This window comes from Streptomyces sp. NPDC058864 (assembly GCF_042742985.1).
Lineage (GTDB): Bacteria > Actinomycetota > Actinomycetes > Streptomycetales > Streptomycetaceae > Actinacidiphila.
This window is the reverse complement of the sequence record NZ_JBHYMQ010000015.1, coordinates 33,839-49,944: the sequence shown is the minus strand read 5'-3', so window position 1 is coordinate 49,944 and position 16,106 is coordinate 33,839. Positions and strand designations below refer to the sequence as shown.

13 protein-coding genes are annotated in these 16,106 nt (G+C 72.1%); 4 read left to right on the top strand and 9 right to left on the bottom strand.

Annotated features, from left to right (window positions below; all coding sequences use genetic code 11):
• Window positions 1–62: 62 nt before the first annotated feature.
• From ACFW3D_RS14350 to ACFW3D_RS14325, 6 genes are all read right to left on the bottom strand, one after another.
• A complete protein-coding gene (locus ACFW3D_RS14350; RefSeq protein WP_500504438.1) occupies window positions 63–896 on the bottom strand; it encodes a shikimate dehydrogenase in 834 nt (277 codons plus the stop codon).
• Window positions 897–1,081: 185 nt separating this feature from the next.
• The gene (gene mltG, locus ACFW3D_RS14345; protein ID WP_500504437.1) at window positions 1,082–2,839 is read right to left on the bottom strand and encodes an endolytic transglycosylase MltG; all 1,758 of its coding nucleotides are present in this window, start codon (window positions 2,837–2,839) and stop codon (window positions 1,082–1,084) included.
• 135 nt (window positions 2,840–2,974) lie between these two features.
• Entirely contained in the window at window positions 2,975–3,439 is a 465-nt protein-coding gene (gene ruvX / locus ACFW3D_RS14340; RefSeq protein ID WP_500504535.1) for a Holliday junction resolvase RuvX, read from the bottom strand.
• An 8-nt stretch (window positions 3,440–3,447) separates the two neighbouring features.
• Window positions 3,448–6,117 carry an alanine--tRNA ligase gene (gene alaS / locus ACFW3D_RS14335; protein WP_500504436.1) on the bottom strand — a complete coding sequence of 890 codons (2,670 nt, stop codon included), beginning with the start codon at window positions 6,115–6,117 and terminating at the stop codon, window positions 3,448–3,450.
• Complete coding sequence (locus tag ACFW3D_RS14330; protein WP_500504435.1) at window positions 6,117–6,407, bottom strand: DUF6167 family protein; 291 nt, start codon at window positions 6,405–6,407, stop codon at window positions 6,117–6,119. The genes alaS and ACFW3D_RS14330 overlap by 1 nt, the downstream gene beginning before the upstream one ends.
• 5 nt (window positions 6,408–6,412) lie before the next feature.
• Window positions 6,413–6,835: a DUF948 domain-containing protein gene (locus ACFW3D_RS14325; protein WP_500504434.1), complete on the bottom strand. Its 423-nt coding sequence runs from the start codon at window positions 6,833–6,835 to the stop codon at window positions 6,413–6,415.
• A 172-nt stretch (window positions 6,836–7,007) separates the two neighbouring features.
• On the opposite strand from ACFW3D_RS14325, the gene ACFW3D_RS14320 reads away from it, so the two are divergent.
• Window positions 7,008–9,155, top strand: coding sequence for an ATP-binding protein (locus tag ACFW3D_RS14320; protein ID WP_500504433.1), 2,148 nt, complete (start codon window positions 7,008–7,010; stop codon window positions 9,153–9,155).
• 99 nt (window positions 9,156–9,254) lie between these two features.
• On the opposite strand, the gene rpsD is transcribed toward ACFW3D_RS14320, so the two are convergent.
• Window positions 9,255–9,866, bottom strand: coding sequence for a 30S ribosomal protein S4 (gene rpsD, locus ACFW3D_RS14315; protein ID WP_361802669.1), 612 nt, complete (start codon window positions 9,864–9,866; stop codon window positions 9,255–9,257).
• Window positions 9,867–10,065: 199 nt separating this feature from the next.
• Here rpsD and ACFW3D_RS14310 point away from each other — a divergent pair, with 199 nt between their 5' ends.
• Window positions 10,066–10,782, top strand: a complete 717-nt coding sequence (locus ACFW3D_RS14310) for a DUF2470 domain-containing protein (RefSeq protein ID WP_500504534.1) — start codon at window positions 10,066–10,068, stop codon at window positions 10,780–10,782.
• An 18-nt stretch (window positions 10,783–10,800) separates the two neighbouring features.
• On the opposite strand, the gene ACFW3D_RS14305 is transcribed toward ACFW3D_RS14310, so the two are convergent.
• Both ACFW3D_RS14305 and ACFW3D_RS14300 read right to left on the bottom strand, forming a co-directional pair.
• A complete protein-coding gene (locus ACFW3D_RS14305) occupies window positions 10,801–12,150 on the bottom strand; it encodes a replication-associated recombination protein A (protein ID WP_500504432.1) in 1,350 nt (449 codons plus the stop codon).
• Window positions 12,151–12,194: 44 nt separating this feature from the next.
• Window positions 12,195–12,839, bottom strand: coding sequence for a vitamin K epoxide reductase family protein (locus tag ACFW3D_RS14300; protein WP_500504431.1), 645 nt, complete (start codon window positions 12,837–12,839; stop codon window positions 12,195–12,197).
• A gap of 282 nt (window positions 12,840–13,121) precedes the next feature.
• Between ACFW3D_RS14300 and ACFW3D_RS14295 the strand changes: the two genes are divergently transcribed.
• On the top strand, window positions 13,122–13,931 hold the full coding sequence (locus ACFW3D_RS14295; protein WP_500504430.1) for an SAM-dependent methyltransferase: 810 nt from the start codon (window positions 13,122–13,124) through the stop codon (window positions 13,929–13,931).
• Window positions 13,928–16,033: a putative bifunctional diguanylate cyclase/phosphodiesterase gene (locus ACFW3D_RS14290; RefSeq protein WP_500504429.1), complete on the top strand. Its 2,106-nt coding sequence runs from the start codon at window positions 13,928–13,930 to the stop codon at window positions 16,031–16,033. Before ACFW3D_RS14295 ends, ACFW3D_RS14290 begins: the two co-directional genes overlap by 4 nt.
• The last annotated feature ends 73 nt before the right edge of the window (window positions 16,034–16,106 follow it).

Sequence of the window (16,106 nt, the reverse complement as noted above, 5' to 3'; positions counted from 1 at the left end):
CCGGCGGCGAAGGCGGGGCGCGGTCCGCTGGGCGGACAGCTCCGTGGACACCTCCGGACCGTTCAGGAGCGGTGCAGGGCCGCCTCGCCGGCCGCCCGCATGGCCGCCAGGGGGGCCGGTTCGCGGCCGGTCATCAGCTCCACCTGCAGCACCGCCTGGTGCACCAGCAGGTCGAGGCCCCCGACGACGGCCCCGCCGCGCCCCGCCCAGGCGGACGCCAGGGCCGTGGGCCACGGGTCGTACAGCACGTCGAAGAGAGTGCCGGGCCGCTCCGGCACGGCGGCGGCGAGCACGTCCGCGGTGCCGGCCGGGGTCGTGGAGATCACCAGGGGTGCGGAAAGGGCGTCGGCGGCGTCCTCCCAGGCGGCCGTCCGCACGGCCACGCCGAGCCGCTCGCCCCACTGCCGCATCTCGTCGGCGCGGGTGTCGCTGCGCACGTAGGCGGTGACCTCGCCGTCGCAGATCTGTGCCAGCGCGGCCAGCGCGGAGGAGGCGGTCGCCCCGGCGCCGAGGACGGCGGCGGCGCCGACGCGTCCGACGCCGCGCTCGCGCAGCGCCGCCACCATCCCGGGGATGTCGGTGTTGTCGCCCAGGCGGCGTCCGTCCTCGGTGAGGACCAGCGTGTTGACGGCCTCGACGGCGGAGGCCGTGTCGCTGACCTCGTCCAGCAGCGGGATGACCGCCCGCTTGAGCGGCATGGTCAGCGAGAGCCCCGCCCAGTCCCCGCCGCCCGGCAGGTCGCCCAGCCCGGCCAGGAAACCGGGCAGCGCGACCTCGTCTACCTCGAAGCGGTCGTAAGTCCAGCCGGTCAGGCCCAGTTCCGCGTAGGCGGCGCGGTGCAGCACCGGGGAGAGGGAGTGCGCGATCGGCGATCCGAGGACCGCTGCCCTAGGCACGCGCGGCCCTCCGCGGGCTCTTCGTCATGGGCTGGTCCCCTCGGCTGGGTGGTGTCCGGCGGTCCGGGCCACCCCTGTGCGGCCGGGGCGGCCCGGTCGAGTCTAGGGCCTCAAGATCCGCCCGGGCCGGGCAGCACCAGGGCGCCGCACGGAAGAGGTTCCCCGCACGGCGCCCAGGTGGCGGCTCAGCCGTTGTGCTTCTTGTCGAACTCCCTGGCGAGCTTGTCGTGCTCCGCGAGCGTCTCGGTGAACTTGGTCGTGTGCCCGTCGAGGGAGATGAAGTAGTACCAGTTGCCCTTTTCGGGATCCATGGCCGCGGCGAGCGCCTTCGCGCCTGGATTGCCGATCGGTCCCGGCGGGAGGCCCCGGTAGTAGTACGTGTTGTAGGCGTCGTCGTACGTCCGGAGCTCCTTGAGCGAGAGATTGATCTCGCTCTGGTTCTTCAGGTAGTTGTACGTCGAGTCGAACTCGAGCTTGCCGTTGGTCTCGGTGTTCGGCTTGAGGCGGTTGTAGACGACCCGCGCCATCTTCCGGAAGTCCTCGTCCGACTTGCCCTCGGCCTGCACCAGGCTGGCCAGGGTGACGACCTGCAGCGGCGACTCCAGCCCCAGTTTGTCGGCCTTCCCCTCCACGTCGAACTTGGTGTACTGCTTCTTGGCGTTGGTGACCATGCTGCGCAGCAGGTCGACGGGCTTGGTGTCCTTGCCAACGCTGTAGCGGCTCGGCCAGAGGAAGCCCTCCAGCGGATCCTTGATGTCGTCGCTGTCGTTCGCCCAGTCGGGCAGCCCGAGCTTGCCGACCTGGTCCTCGGCGACCTTGGCGGTGGTGCCCTTGTCGAGCCCCAGTTTGGCGTCGACGATCGCGTAGATCTGCACGTCGCGCAGGCCTTCGGCGATGACCAGGACGTTCTGCGACTTCGGGTCGAGCATCATCGTGACGGCGCTGGACGCGGCCATCTCCTTGTGCAGGACGTAGACGCCCGCCTGGATGGAGTTGCCCTTGGGGTCCTTGCTGACGGCCGCGGTGAAGGCGTCGACGCTCTTGACCACGCCGGCCTTCTTGAGGATGTTGCCGATCTGGATGCCGCTCGCGCCCTGCGGGACCTCGACCTGGACCTCGCCGCTGCCCTCCCCCGCGAAGTCCGGCGGCGGGCCGAAGTTGCTCTGGTAGTACTGGTAGCCGAACCAGCCGACGCCGGCGATGCCGCCGCCGAGGACGACCAGCACGACCAGGCACGCCATGCCGGAGCGGCGCTTCTTGCCGCCCTTCCCGGCCTTCCCGGCGCCGCCGCCCTTGCCCGCGCGGCCGCGCCGGTCGTTGCGGCCCTGCTGCGGCTCGTCGTCCTCGTCGTCGTCCGCTCCGGAGAAGAAGGAGTGGTCGTCCGCGGCGCCCGCTTCCTCGTCGTCCCAGAGCGGGGCGTCCTGCTCGGCCGGCCGTGAGCGCTGGGGGCGCTGTTGCTGCGGCTGGGGTTGCTGCGGCTGGGGTTGCTGCTGCAACTGCTGCGGATGCTGTTGCTGCTGCTGGTACTGGGGCTGCTGTTCCGGGTAGCGCTGGTCGGGCCGCTGCGGGGGCGGGTAGCCGCCCTGCCCGTAGTAGTCGGGCTGCTGCTGGCCGCCGTAGCCGTCGTGGCCGTAGCCCGCCGGGGCGCCCCAGGAGTCGTACTGCTGCTGGGGGTCGTACGGGTACTGCTGCTGCTGACCGGTGTTGCCGTAGGGGTCCCAACCGCCCTGCTGCTGGTACTGGGGGTTCTGCGGCTGCTGCTGCTGGTTCTGCGGCTGCTGGGCGTGCTGCTGGTACTGGGGGTTCTGCTGGTACTGGGAATACTGCTGATGCTGCTGGTGCTGTTGTTGCTGCGCGCCCTGTTGCTGTCCCCATTGGTCGCCGAAGAGAGGGTCTTCGGGGTGCCATGCTTCGGAGCCCGGGCTCCGGCCATAGTCAGTCATCGATCCCCTACGGTTCGGTTCGCGAGGCGGCAGCAGGCCGGCGCTTGTGGCGCGGGCGGGACGGTCCCGGCCCGTCGGCACCCACGGGTCCAGCTGTGGAGCCGCCGTGCTGCGCGGAACGTTACCGTACCGCGATCAGATAAACGGTTCGACGCTCTCGCCCGGCTCTTTACCAGACACCCGTTCGGTCTCGAGGGCGCTCTGCAGGATGACCACCGCAGCGGCCTGGTCGACGACGGAACGTCCCTTCTTGGCCTTGACGCCCGATGCGCGCAGGCCCTGCGTCGCCGTGACGGTGGTCATCCGCTCGTCAACCAGGCGCACCGGGACGGGGGAAATGATCTTCGCCACATCCTGGGCGAAGTCGCGGGCCTTGGCCGCGGCCGGCCCTTCCCGCCCGCTGAGCGAGCGGGGCAGGCCGACCAGCACCTCGATCGGCTCGTACTCCTCGATGATCTGAGCGATGCGACGGCGCGCGGCCGGGACATCCCGGCCGGGCACCGTCTCGACGGGCGTGGCGATCAGCCCGTCGGGGTCGCAAGAGGCGACCCCGATACGGGCGTCCCCGACGTCGATCGCGATCCTGCGACCCCTGCGCATCATCGTCCTCAGGCCGTCTCGGCGACCAGTCGCTGCACGGCGGCGATGGCCTCGCCGACCGCGTCGGCGTTCTGGCCGCCGCCCTGGGCGACGTCCGGCTTGCCGCCACCGCCGCCGCCGAGGGTCTTGGCGGCGGTACGCACCAGGTCGCCGGCCTTCAGGCCGCGCTCGCGGGCCGCCTCGTTGGTGGCGATGACGGTCAGCGGGCGGTCGTTCGCCACGGTGAACAGGGCCACGACGGCGGCGCGGCCGCCGCTGATCCGCTGGCGGACGTCGAGCACGAGCTTGCGCAGGTCGTCGGCGCCGGTGCCGTCCGGCACCTGGCCGGTGACCAGGGCCACGCCCTTGACGTCCTGGGCGGAGTCGGCGAGCCCGGCGGCCGCCTGCAGGACCTTCTCGGCGCGGAAGCGCTCGATCTCCTTCTCGGCGTCCTTGAGCTTGGCGAGCATGCCGGAGATCTTCTCCGGGAGCTCCTCCGGACGGCCCTTGACCAGCTGCTGGAGCTGGGCGACGACCGTGTGCTCGCGGGCGAGGAAGTTGTATGCGTCCACGCCGACCAGGGCCTCGACCCGGCGCACGCCGGAGCCGATCGAGGACTCGCCGAGCAGCTTCACCAGGCCCAGCTGGGCGGTGTTGTGGACGTGCGTGCCGCCGCAGAGCTCCTTGGAGTAGTCGCCGATCGTCACGACGCGCACCCGCTCGCCGTACTTCTCGCCGAACTCGGCGATGGCGCCCTGCTTCTTGGCCTCGTCGATGCTCATGATCTCGGCGGTGACGTCGAGTTCACGGGAGAGCACCGCGTTGATCTTCTGCTCGACGTCGGTCAGCACGCTGCCTGGCACGGCGGCCGGCGAGCCGAAGTCGAAGCGGAAGCGGCCCGGGGAGTTCTCCGAGCCGGCCTGGGCGGCCGTGGGGCCGAGGGCGTCGCGCAGCGCCTGGTGGGTCAGGTGGGTGGCGCTGTGGGCGCGGGCGATGGCCCGGCGGCGGCCGAGGTCGATCCTGGCGAAGGCGCCGGAGCCGACCGTCACCTCGCCCACCTGGACGCTGCCCTTGTGCACGGTCACGCCCGGTACGGGCTGCTGCACGTCACGGATCTCGATGACGGCGCCCGAGTCGGTGCGGATCCGGCCGGTGTCGGCGAGCTGGCCGCCGCCCTCGGCGTAGAAGGGGGTGCGGTCCAGGATGACCTCGACCTCGTCGCCCTCGTTGGCGGCCGGCGACGGCACACCGTCGACCAGCAGGCCGACCACGCTGGCCTCGCCCTCGTTGTCGGTGTAGCCGGTGAAGACGGTGCTGCCGGCCGTGTCGGCGATGGAGCGGTACGCCGACATGTCGACATGGCCGCTCTTCTTCACCAGGGCGTCCGCCTTGGCGCGGTCCCGCTGCTCCTTCATCAGGCGGCGGAAGCCGTCCTCGTCCACCGACAGGCCCTGTTCGGCGGCCATCTCGAGGGTGAGGTCGATCGGGAAGCCCCAGGTGTCGTGGAGCAGGAACGCCTTGTCGCCGGAGAGCACGCCGGAACCGGCGGACTTGGCCTCGGTGACGGCGGTGTCCAGCACATTGGTGCCGGCCTTCAGCGTCTTGAGGAAGCGGGCCTCCTCGGCGAGGGCGACCGTCTCGATGCGCTTGCGGTCCTCGACGAGCTCCGGGTACTGCTGGCCCATCGTCTTGATGACGGTGTCCACGAGGTCGCCGACCACGGCGTCCGTGGCACCGAGCAGCCGCATCTTGCGGATGGCGCGTCGCATGATGCGGCGCAGCACGTAGCCGCGGCCCTCGTTGCCGGGGGTGACGCCGTCGCCGATGAGCATCACGGAGGTGCGCATGTGGTCCGCGACGACGCGCAGCGAGACGTCGGACTCGTGGGCCGCGCCATAGGCGACGCCCGTGAGCTCGGTGGCCTTGTCGATGACGGCACGCAGGGTGTCGGTCTCGTACATGTTCTGCACGTCCTGCAGGATCATGGCGAGACGCTCGAGGCCGAGGCCGGTGTCGATGTTCTTGGCGGGCAGGTCGCCGAGGATCGGGAACTCCTCCTTGCCGCTGCCCTCCCCGCGCTCGTACTGCATGAAGACCAGGTTCCAGATCTCCACGTACCGCTCGTCGTTGACGGCCGGGCCGCCCTCGACGCCGAACTCGGGGCCGCGGTCGTAGTTGATCTCGGAGCACGGCCCGCAGGGACCGGGGACGCCCATGGACCAGAAGTTGTCCTTCATGCCCAGGCGCTGGATGCGCTCGGCGGGCACGCCCACGACGTCGCGCCAGATCCGCTCGGCCTCGTCGTCGTCCTTGTAGACGGTGATCCACAGCCGCTCGGGGTCGAGGCCGTAACCGCCGTCCGCCACGGGAGTGGTGAGCAGCTCCCAGGCGAACTTGATGGCGCCTTCCTTGAAGTAGTCGCCGAAGGAGAAGTTGCCGCACATCTGGAAGAACGTGCCGTGGCGCGTCGTCTTGCCGACCTCTTCGATGTCGGGCGTGCGGACGCACTTCTGCACGCTGGTGGCGCGCGGGAAGGGCGGCTTGACCTCACCCAGGAAGTAGGGCTTGAACGGGACCATGCCCGCGGGCACCAGAAGGAGCGTCGGGTCGTCGGCGATGAGCGACGCCGAGGGCACGACGGTGTGCCCGCGCTCCTCGAAGAAACGCAGCCAGCGGCGGCGGATTTCTGCCGACTCCATCAGTGTTCGTCCTTCCGGTGGTGGTACGTGATCGCCGGCCGCGGGGCCGGCATGTCGAGTTCTCCGGCCGTGCGGCCGAGTGCGTCGTTGAGCTGTCCCTCGCGCTCGGCCATGCCGGCGCGGACGTCCTGCGCGAAGGTGCGCAGCCGGTCCCCGGCCTCGAGGGCCTTGTCGGCCGCCTTCGCCGCGAGGCTCTCCGGGGTCAGGCTGCGGATCTTGCGATGGACCTTGTTGGTGGCCCACACCCCGGCGGCGGCACCGGCGGTGAACCAGAAGGCACGGCGGAACATGCAGGTCAGCCCCTTGGTTTACGGCTGCGGGCGGACGGGAGCGTCCGGCCGACGACCACGGTGCGCTTCTTGCCGGCGCCCTTGGTCTGGAGGGTGACCGCACGCCGCACGCCGTAGCCGAAGGCCGCGACCTTCACGAGGGGGCCTCCGAAGGTGGAGGCGACGGTCGTGGACAGGGCGGAGGCGTTGGCGGTCACCTCGGCCACGTCGGAGGTGATGGTGTCGACGCGGGCCAGCTGGGCGTGCGCCTCGCGGACCGCCTCGGAGGCCTCGCCGAGCAGCGGCACGGCCTGGTCGGTCACCTCCGCCACCAGGCGGGTGGCCTGACGCAGCGCCTGCGCGAGCCGTACCAGTGCCACGGCGAGGAACGACACCAGGATCGCCCAGAAGACGGCCACGATGAGGCCGGCCACCTCTCCACCGGACACGTTGCCACTCCCTCGGATCCACCGCGCCTACCAGGTACCGATCAGATACCGACCTTATCGCGACGGGCCGCGCGCTCCGTACCGCATTGCGGGCCGGTGCCGCCCGCGACCACCCCCGGGGGACGGGCCCGGACTGTACGTTCCGCTTATTTGACGATACCCTCCGTGACCCATGCGCCATGAGACGACGCCCGGCGACCTGCCGTACGAGCTGAACCACTTCGTCGGCCGGCGGCGCGAGCTCGACGACGTGGCCCGCCTGCTGGAGCGGGCCCGGATGGTGACGGTGACCGGCGTGGGCGGGGTCGGCAAGACCCGGCTCGCGCTGCGCGCGGCGGCCGCTCTGCGCGCCGGGTTCGCCGACGGGGTCCGGCTGGCCGAACTGGGGAGCGTACGGGACCCGGAGGTGGTGGACCACGCGGTGGCCGACGCGCTCGGCCTCACCGACCACACCACGCGCGGCCCCCGGGCCGCGCTCGGCGCCTTCCTGGCCCACCGCGAGCTGCTGCTCGTCCTGGACTGCTGCGAACCGCAGGTGGAGGCGGCGGCGCAGCTGGCCGACGCCATGCTGCGGCGGGCACCGGGACTGCGGGTGCTGGCCACCAGCCGGCAGCCGCTGGGGGTGACCGGCGAGCACATCGTGGCGCTGGAGCCGCTGGGCGACGCCGACGAGGCGGTGGAGCTGTTCGCCGACCGGGCCGCCGCGGCGCTGCCGGGTTTCACCGTGGACGAGGGCAACCGGGCCGAGGTGGAGGAGTTGTGCCGCCGCCTGGACGGCATCCCGCTGGCGCTGGAACTGGCGGCCGGCCGCGTGCGGGCGCTGTCGGTGCGGCAGATCACCGGCCGCCTGGACGACCGCTTCCGGCTGCTCACCCGGCACCGCGGCACCGGCGGTCCCGAACGGCACCGCGCGCTGCGCACGACGATCGGGTGGAGCCATGAGCTGTGCACCCCGCGCGAACGGCTGCTGTGGGCAAGGCTGTCGGTGTTCGCCGGGGACTTCGACCTCGAGGCGGCGGAGTACGTGTGCGCGGGCGGCGAGGTGTCCGCCGACGCGATGGTGGACCTGCTGGCCGACCTGGTGGACAAGTCGGTGGTGCTGCGCCGCGAGGTCGCGGGCGCGGTGCGCTACCTGCTGCTGGACACCGTGCGCGAGTACGGGTTGGGCTGGCTGCGCGGACTGGGCGAGGAACGGCGGCTGCGGACCCGGCACCGCGACTGGTACCTGGGTTTCGCCACCTGGGGCGAGATGGAGTGGTTCGGCGCCCGGCAGGAGGAGATCTCGGTCGGCACCGAGCGGGAACTGGCCAATCTGCGGGCCGCGCTGGAGTTCTCCCTGGAGGACCCCGAGGAACTGCGGACCGGGCAGTACCTGGCGGCGAGCCTGTGGTTCTTCTGGGTCGGCTGCGGCCGGCTCGCCGAGGGCCGCTACTGGCTGGAGCGGGCGCTGGCGGCCGACCACGAGCCGACGGGCCAGCGGGCCAAGGCGCTGTGGGTGTGCGGTTACGTCTCGATGCTCCAGGGCGACGGCACCGCGGCACTGGGCATGCTCTACGAGTGCCGCGAGCAGGCACTGGCCACCGGCGACGCGACGGCGGTGGCCTACGCGGTGCACCGCATGGGCTGCGGTGCGCTGCTCAGCGACGACCTGCCGCGGGCCAGGGCGCTGTTCGAGGAGGCGCTGGGGCACTACCGGACACTGGGCGAGCTCAACAGCAATGTGATCATGGCCGAGGTGGAGCTGGCGATGGCCGTGGCCTTCGACGGCGACCTGGAGGGCGGGATCGAGCTGTGCGAGCGCATCCGCGAGGTCTGCGAGGACCACGGGGAGCGCTGGGCGCTGGCGTACGCCCTCTACACGCGGGCGGTCATCGCGTGGTGGCAGGACGACCCGGTGCTCGCCGCCGGGCTCGCGGCCGAGTGTGTACGGATCAACCACACCTTCCGCGACATGGTGGGCATCGTGCTCGGCATCGAACTGCTCGCGCTCCTGCGGGTCCCGGGGGACGCCCGGGAGGCGGCGGTGCTGCAGGGCGCGGCGGGCGGCATCTGGCGGCTGGTCGGGCTTCCGGTGTTCGGCTCGCGCCACTTCGGCGCCCCCCACCACCGCTGCGAGGAACTGGCCCGCGCCGAGCTGGGCCGGGCCGGCTACGAGGCGGCGTACGCCGAGGGCGACGTGCTGGACCTGGACGCCGCGGTCGCCAGGGCCCTGGCCGGGCTGCCCCCGACGCGTCCCGGACCGCCTCCGCCGCGCGGTCCCGTGCCGCCCGCCGATCCGCTGCCCGCCCGCGCGCCGCTCGGCCGGTCCGCGCTGGACTGACCGCCGCGCGGCGGCCCGGCCCGGAGTACGCGAAAACCCCGGCGCCCCGCCGGAGGGGCGGGGCGCCGGGGCTGACGTGCGTGCCGGGTGCGGCAGGCGTCAGCGAGCGTAGTACTCGACGACGAGCTGCTCGTCGCAGATCACGGGGACCTCGCGACGGTTCGGCAGACGGTCCAGGCGGAACGCCAGCGCCTGCAGGTTGACCTGCAGGTACTTCGGGGTCTCGCCCTCGCCGGCCCAGCCGCCCTCGCGGGCGACCTGGAACGGGGTCTTGGAGCGCGAGCGCTCGCGGACCATCACGACGTCGTCGGGGGTGACGCGGAACGACGGCTTGTCGACCTTGTGGCCGTTGACCTCGATGTGGCCGTGGACGACCATCTGGCGGGCCTGGTAGATGGTGCGGGCCAGGCCGGCGCGCAGGACGAGGGCGTCCAGGCGGCGCTCGAGCTCGACGATCAGGGCCTCACCGGTCTTGCCGCTGACCTTGCGGGCGCGGTCGTAGGCGCGGGCCATCTGGCGCTCGGAGATGTCGTACTGCGCGCGCAGACGCTGCTTCTCCAGCAGTCGGACCTTGTAGTCACTGTTCTGCTTGCGGCCACGGCCGTGCTCGCCCGGCGGGTAGGGACGGGCCTCGAAGTACTTGACGGCCTTCGGCGTCAGGGCGATGCCGAGGGCGCGCGACTTCTTGACCTTGGGACGCGACTGGTTCACGTTTCCCGGACCTCCATGTAAGTTAGGTAAGCCTTACCTTAGCGAAGGAGATCGTATGTCTCGCCCTGGGAACACCACGCGCATCACGGACGTAACGGACGCCGCACAGGGCGCCGCCGACGCCATCGCGGGCGCCGACTTGACGGGGGTCCGATCAGCTCATGGTCAGCCGCGTCCCAGCGGGCATGAAATCGCCCGACTGCCGTCAGCAGCCGAGCGCACACGAACTCTCGTACAGAGTACCGCCTCCGCCATCCTGGTGATTCCCGGCCTGGTCCCCGACCTGCCCGAGCTCATGGTCCCCGAGGAGCGGATCGTGGGCACCGACGGTGACCTGTTCCTGCTGTTCCCCGCGGAATCCCCGGCCGTACGGGCCGCGACCCATGCCGGGGACGACGATCTCACGGCTGTGCTCGACATCACTGACGTCGCCCCGGTCGCGGTGCCCGGACGCATCCGCGGCCGTGCCTGGATCGCGGGCTGGATCACCGTCGCGCGCGACCTGCCGGCCCCGGCCGGGAAGGTACGGCTGCGGCTGGAGGCGGGCGAGGCCTCGCTGGACGACCTGTGGGGCGCGGAGCAGGTGGAGCCGGACGAGTTCGCCGCGGCCCTCCCCGATCCGCTCGTCGACCACGAGGCGGAGCTGCTGCAGCACCTCGCGGCCGCCCACGCCGACCAGGTGGGCTGGCTGTGCGCGCTCGCCGGCGGCGCCGGTGGCTGCCGCAGCACGCCGGCCACCGCGGTGCCGCTCGCCCTGGACCGCTTCGGGCTGCGGGTGCGCTTCACCGGCGAGGACGGCACCTTCGACGCCCGCTTCGAGTTCCCGGAGCCGGTACGGGGCCACGCCGACCTGCACCGGGCGATGCACGCGCTCTTCGACGCCGCGCAGGAGGCGGCGGACGCACAGGAGCGCTGACCGCCCGCGCGCCGCGCGCTACTCGCCCGCCAGCCGCTCCCTGACCCGCTCCAGCACGTCGGCGTAGCGGGCCTCGGCCCCGTAGCGGGTCGGTTCGTAGTAACGCCGGCCGTGGATCTCGTCCGGTGCGTATTGCTGGGCGGCGATGGCGCCGGGCAGATCGTGCGGGTACTGGTAGCCCTTGCCGTGGCCGAGCTTGGCGGCGCCCTTGTAGTGGCTGTCGCGCAGATGGGCCGGGACCGGGCCGGCCTTGCCGGCCCGCACGTCGGCCAGGGCGGCCCCGATGGCCGTCGTCGCCGCGTTGGACTTGGGGGCCAGTGCGAGTGCGATCGTGGCGTGGCTGAGGGTCAGCGCGGCCTCGGGGAAGCCGATCATCGCCACCGCCTGGGCCGCGGCGACCGCCGTGGGCAGCGCGGTCGGGTCGGCGAGGCCGATGTCCTCGCTGGCGGAGATCATCAGCCGGCGGGCGATGAACCTCGGGTCCTCGCCGGCCTCGATCATGCGGGCCAGGTAGTGCAGGGCGGCGTCCACGTCCGAACCGCGGATGGACTTGATCAGCGCGCTGGCCACGTCGTAGTGCTGGTCGCCGTCGCGGTCGTACTTCACGGCGGCGCGGTCGACGGTCTCCTCGAGGGTGCCCAGAAAGATCTCCGGCTCGCCCTTCGCCAGGGCCGCGCCCGCACCCGCCTCCAGGGCCGTCAGCGCCCGGCGGGCGTCCCCGCCCGCGATCCGCAGCAGGTGCTCCTCGGTGTCCTCGGGCAGCGTGACCGAGCCCTTCAGGCCGCGCTCGTCGGTGAGCGCCCGGCGCAGCAGGCCGCGCAGGTCGTCGTCGGTCAGCGGCTCCAGTGTGAGCAGCAGGGACCGGGACAGCAGCGGGGAGATGATCGAGAAGTAGGGGTTCTCGGTGGTGGCGGCGATCAGGGTGACCCAGCGGTTCTCGACGGCGGGCAGCAGCGAGTCCTGCTGGGCCTTGCTGAACCGGTGGATCTCGTCCAGGAAGAGCACGGTGTCACGGCCGTAGCCCCCGGACTCGCGCTTGGCGCTCTCGATGACCGCGCGGACCTCCTTGACGCCCGCGGTGATCGCCGACAGCTCGACGAAGCGCTTGTTGGTGGCGTGGCTGACCACGTAGGCGAGGGTCGTCTTGCCGATGCCCGGCGGGCCCCACAGGATCACCGAGGACGGTCCCGCCGGTCCGCCGCCGCCCTCGCCGACCAGGCGCCGCAGCGGCGACCCGGGGCGGAGCAGATGGCCCTGCCCCACGACCTCGTCGAGGGTGCGCGGGCGCATCCGTACGGCCAGGGGGCTGCCTCCGGGCTCCCTCGACTGGCGTTCCTCTGCGGCGGCGGTGAACAGGTCGGGCTCCACGGCAAGGAAGCCTATGTCACCGCACCGACAGTGCGGCGCCGCCGTCAGATCAGGGTGCTCCAGTACGTCCACCAGCGGGTCAGGATCGCCACGGCGATCGCTCCGTACCAGAGGACGGGGACGACCCAGTGGAACTCCAGGACGAGGTCCCGGACCCGGGCGGGCGCCGGGATGATCTCGTGCTTGAGGTTGTGGACGAGGGTGTACCAGAACAGCGCGATGGTGACGACCCAGGCCAGCGAGCACCACAGGCACAGCGAGCCGATGCTGTACAGCGACTGGTACTGCAGCCACGTCACGAAGCAGACGCCGAAGAGCGTGCCGGCCTGCAGGCCGAGCCAGAACCAGCGGCGGTAGCGGGCGCCGGCGAACATCCCCACGGCGAGGGCGATGACGACGGGGTAGGCGACCATGCCGATCATCGGGTTGGGGAAGCCGAAGGCGTGCGCTTGCTCGCTCTTCATGATGTTGCCGCAGGAGATGATCGGGTTCAGGCTGCAGCCGGGGACGAAGTTCGGGTCCTCCAGCAGCTTGAACTTGTCGATCGTGATGACCCACGAGGCGAGCAGGCCGAGCGCACCGCAGACCACGAGCAGCCAGGTGAAGGCCTTCCCCGCGCCGATGAGCCCGTCCGCGGACTCCTGGCTCCCGCTGTCGGTGCGAGCCGTGTCAACCGCCGTAGTCACCATGTCGCCGTTTCCGTGGGTCGGGGATGTGCCGCACTGCCCAACGCGCCGTACCCGCCGGAAGTGCCGGGTCCCATGGTGCCGTGTCACCCGCGCGAGCGACAACGGCCGGACGGGAGGGCGGAATTCCACAGCTCTTCGCGTCCACACGATCGCTCTGTGTTACCGGTCCGTGCGGTGCCTTCCAGGCGGCCACACCGTTCGAAAATGCACAGATATCAGGCATATAGGATTCTAAGTGGACCCGTACAACCCAGGATTCGCTCCGGCGGGGGGAGGTGCCCGATGCGTCGACCCGAGTGGGTGCCCGCGGGGACGGACCTGGAAACGCCCAACGCCGCCCGGGTCTACGACTACTACCTGGGCGGCTCCCACAATTTCGAGGCCGATCGCGACATGGCGCGCCAGGCCATGGCGCTCTGGCCCGACCTGCCGGTGATCATGCGCGCCAACCGCGCCTTCCTGCGCCGCGCGGTCCAGCACCTCGCCGCACTGGGCATCACCCGCTTCCTGGACATCGGTTCCGGGATCCCGACCTTCGGCGCCGTGCACGAGGTCGCGCGGGCCGTCCGCCCGCGGGCGCGCGTGGTGTACGTGGACCTCGACCCGATCGCGGTCGCGCACAGCCGCCTGCTGCTCCAGGACGACCCGCTGAGCGCGATGGTGATGGCCGACATGACCGACACCGGCGACCTGCTCTCCCGGCCCGAGGTCACCGGCCTCCTCGCGGACGGGGAACCGGTCGCCGTACTGCTGGTGGCGATGCTCCACTTCGTGACCGACGCCGAGGACCCCGGCAAGATCGTGGGCGCGCTGCGCGACGCCGTACCGCCCGGCAGCCACCTGGTGCTCACCCACGCTTCGGGGGAGAGCCGTCCCGAGCAGGCGGACTCTCTGGCGGAGCTGTACGCCCGGCGCACCACGACCCCGCTGGTCATGCGGACCAGGAGGGAGGTGACGGCCTTCTTCGACGGCTGGGAGCTCCTGCCCCCGGGTGTGGTCTGGCTGTCCCAGTGGCGGCCCGAGGACCCGGAGTCCGTGGGCCCCCACCCCGAGCGGATGTCCGGCCTGGCCGGTGTGGGGCGGCGGCCGTGAGGGAGTCGCCGCCGACCGTCGCCGGACCCGCCCCGGACTTCGCGGACGCCTGGTCGCACCTGCTGCGTTCCGGCCCGGGGCTCGCACTGCCCCCGCTGACCCTGCGCCGGGTGGCGGCCACGACCGCCGACCTGCTCGGCCGGGCGCTCGGCGACCGCACGTGCGACACCGCGCTCGCGGAACAGGCCGGCGCGCTGCTGGTGGAGGCCCACTTCACGGATCCGGAGATCCTGGCGGCCGCCGTGGCGTTGCTGCAGATCCAGCCGGCCGGTCCGGAGCGGGTCCCGGCGGTGGCGGGTGCCTTCGCCTCCGGCTGGGCGGCGGCGCTGCGCGAGCGGACATTGCGCGAACAGGAGGCGATCCAGCGCGCCGCGTTCCGGGCGCGTGAGGACGCCGAGCGGGCCCGCAACGCCTCGGAGGCGCGCTTCCGCGCACTGTTCGAGCACGCCGCCATCGGCATCGGCATCGCCGACGTGGACGGCACGATCGTGCAGGTCAACCAGGCGCTGCGGGAGCTGCTCGGGGCCCGTCCGGAGGATCTGCGGGGCCGCCGGGTCACCGAGCTGGTGCATCCCGAGGACGCCCCGGGGATCTGGGAGGCGTACGAGGACCTGGTCAGGGGGCGCCGCGAGCGGTTCCAGTGCGACAAGCCGTACTACCGGCGCGACGGCGAGGTGGTCTGGACGCACCTGACCGTCTCGCTGATCCGCGACGAGCACGGCGAGCCCCGCTACCAGGTGGCGATGGTCGAGGACATCACCGACCGCTACCGCCTGCAGGAACGGCTGCGCCACCAGGCCACCCACGACCCGCTGACCGGGCTGCCCAACCGCACGGCTTTCTTCGAGCGGCTGGAGGGCCTCTTCGAGCAGCCGCAGCCCGGCGCGCGCTTCGGACTGTGCTACGTCGACCTCGACGGTTTCAAGGTCGTCAACGACAGCCTCGGGCACGGGACCGGGGACCGGTTGCTGACGGCCGTGGCGGAGCGGCTGGACGCGGCGCTCGCCCCCCTGGGGCATCTGGTGGCCCGGCTGGGCGGGGACGAGTTCGTGGTGCTGCTGGAGGAGTGCCGGGGCGACCAGGAGGCGGTGGCGGTCGCCAAGCTCGTCCTGACCACGCTCGCGCGGCCCTTCCTCGTGGGCGGCCAGCAGCTGACGATCGGCGCGAGCGTCGGGGTGCTGGCGCAGCGGATCGCCGCCACGACCCCGGGTGCGGCCGTGCGGGCGGCGGATCTGACGCTGTACCGCTCCAAGGAGGCCGGACGGGGCCGCTGGACACTCTTCGACCCCACGCACAACGCGCGTGCCGTGAGCCGCTACGCCATCTCCGTACGGCTGCCGGTGGCACTGGACCGCGGGGAGTTCTTCGTCGACTACCAGCCGCTGTGCTCGCTCGCCGACGGCTCCCTGGTGGCGGTGGAGGCCCTGGTGCGGTGGCGGCACCCCCAGTTCGGGGTGCTGGGACCGGACGAGTTCGTGGGGACGGCGGAGGAGACCGGGCTGATCATGCCGCTGGGCCGGTGGATCCTGGAACGCGCGGTCGGGCAGGCGGCCGCGTGGGTGCGGCGCTACGGGGAGGCGGCCCCGCAGATCAACGTCAACCTGGCGGTACGTCAGATCCGCAACCCGGGCCTGGTGCACGACGTCACGTCGATCCTGGACAGCACCGGCCTCGAACCCGGACGGCTGGAGCTGGAGATCACCGAGAGCGCGGTGATCGGACCCGAGGACGAGTCGCTGCGCGCCCTGCAGGCCATCGCCGACGCCGGGGTCTCCCTGGCCGTCGACGACTTCGGCACCGGCTGGTCGAACCTCGCCTACCTGAGGGACCTCCCGGTGTCCGGACTGAAGATCGCCGGAGCGTTCGTCAGGGACCCCCACCGCGCCGGGACGGACGACCCGGTCGGCTGGCGGATCGTCGGCGGACTGGTGTCGCTGGCGCACGCGCTCGGACTCACGGTCACCGCCGAGGGGGTGGAGAACTCCCAGCACGCCCGGCGGCTGCGCTCACTGGGCTGCGACTGGGGCCAGGGCTGGTACTTCGGGCGGCCGGTGCGGCCCGAGCGGATCGCCCGGTGGATCGAGCGGGGCCGCCCCGACTGACCCGTGGCCGGGAGCGGACGTACCCACCGCGCGCAGCCGGCCGGTGGAAGCACCGGCCGGCCGCGTGAGCGCG

What these genes read in the sequence shown, in the direction of transcription:
- mltG (WP_500504437.1), bottom strand. Translation starts at nt 2,839, where the DNA reads ATGACTGACTATGGCCGGAGCCCGGGCTCCGAAGCATGGCACCCCGAA.
- ruvX (WP_500504535.1), bottom strand. Translation starts at nt 3,439, where the DNA reads ATGCGCAGGGGTCGCAGGATCGCGATCGACGTCGGGGACGCCCGTATC.
- alaS (WP_500504436.1), bottom strand. Translation starts at nt 6,117, where the DNA reads ATGGAGTCGGCAGAAATCCGCCGCCGCTGGCTGCGTTTCTTCGAGGAG.
- ACFW3D_RS14330 (WP_500504435.1), bottom strand. Translation starts at nt 6,407, where the DNA reads ATGTTCCGCCGTGCCTTCTGGTTCACCGCCGGTGCCGCCGCCGGGGTG.
- ACFW3D_RS14320 (WP_500504433.1), top strand. Translation starts at nt 7,008, where the DNA reads ATGCGCCATGAGACGACGCCCGGCGACCTGCCGTACGAGCTGAACCAC.
- ACFW3D_RS14300 (WP_500504431.1), bottom strand. Translation starts at nt 12,839, where the DNA reads ATGGTGACTACGGCGGTTGACACGGCTCGCACCGACAGCGGGAGCCAG.
- ACFW3D_RS14295 (WP_500504430.1), top strand. Translation starts at nt 13,122, where the DNA reads ATGCGTCGACCCGAGTGGGTGCCCGCGGGGACGGACCTGGAAACGCCC.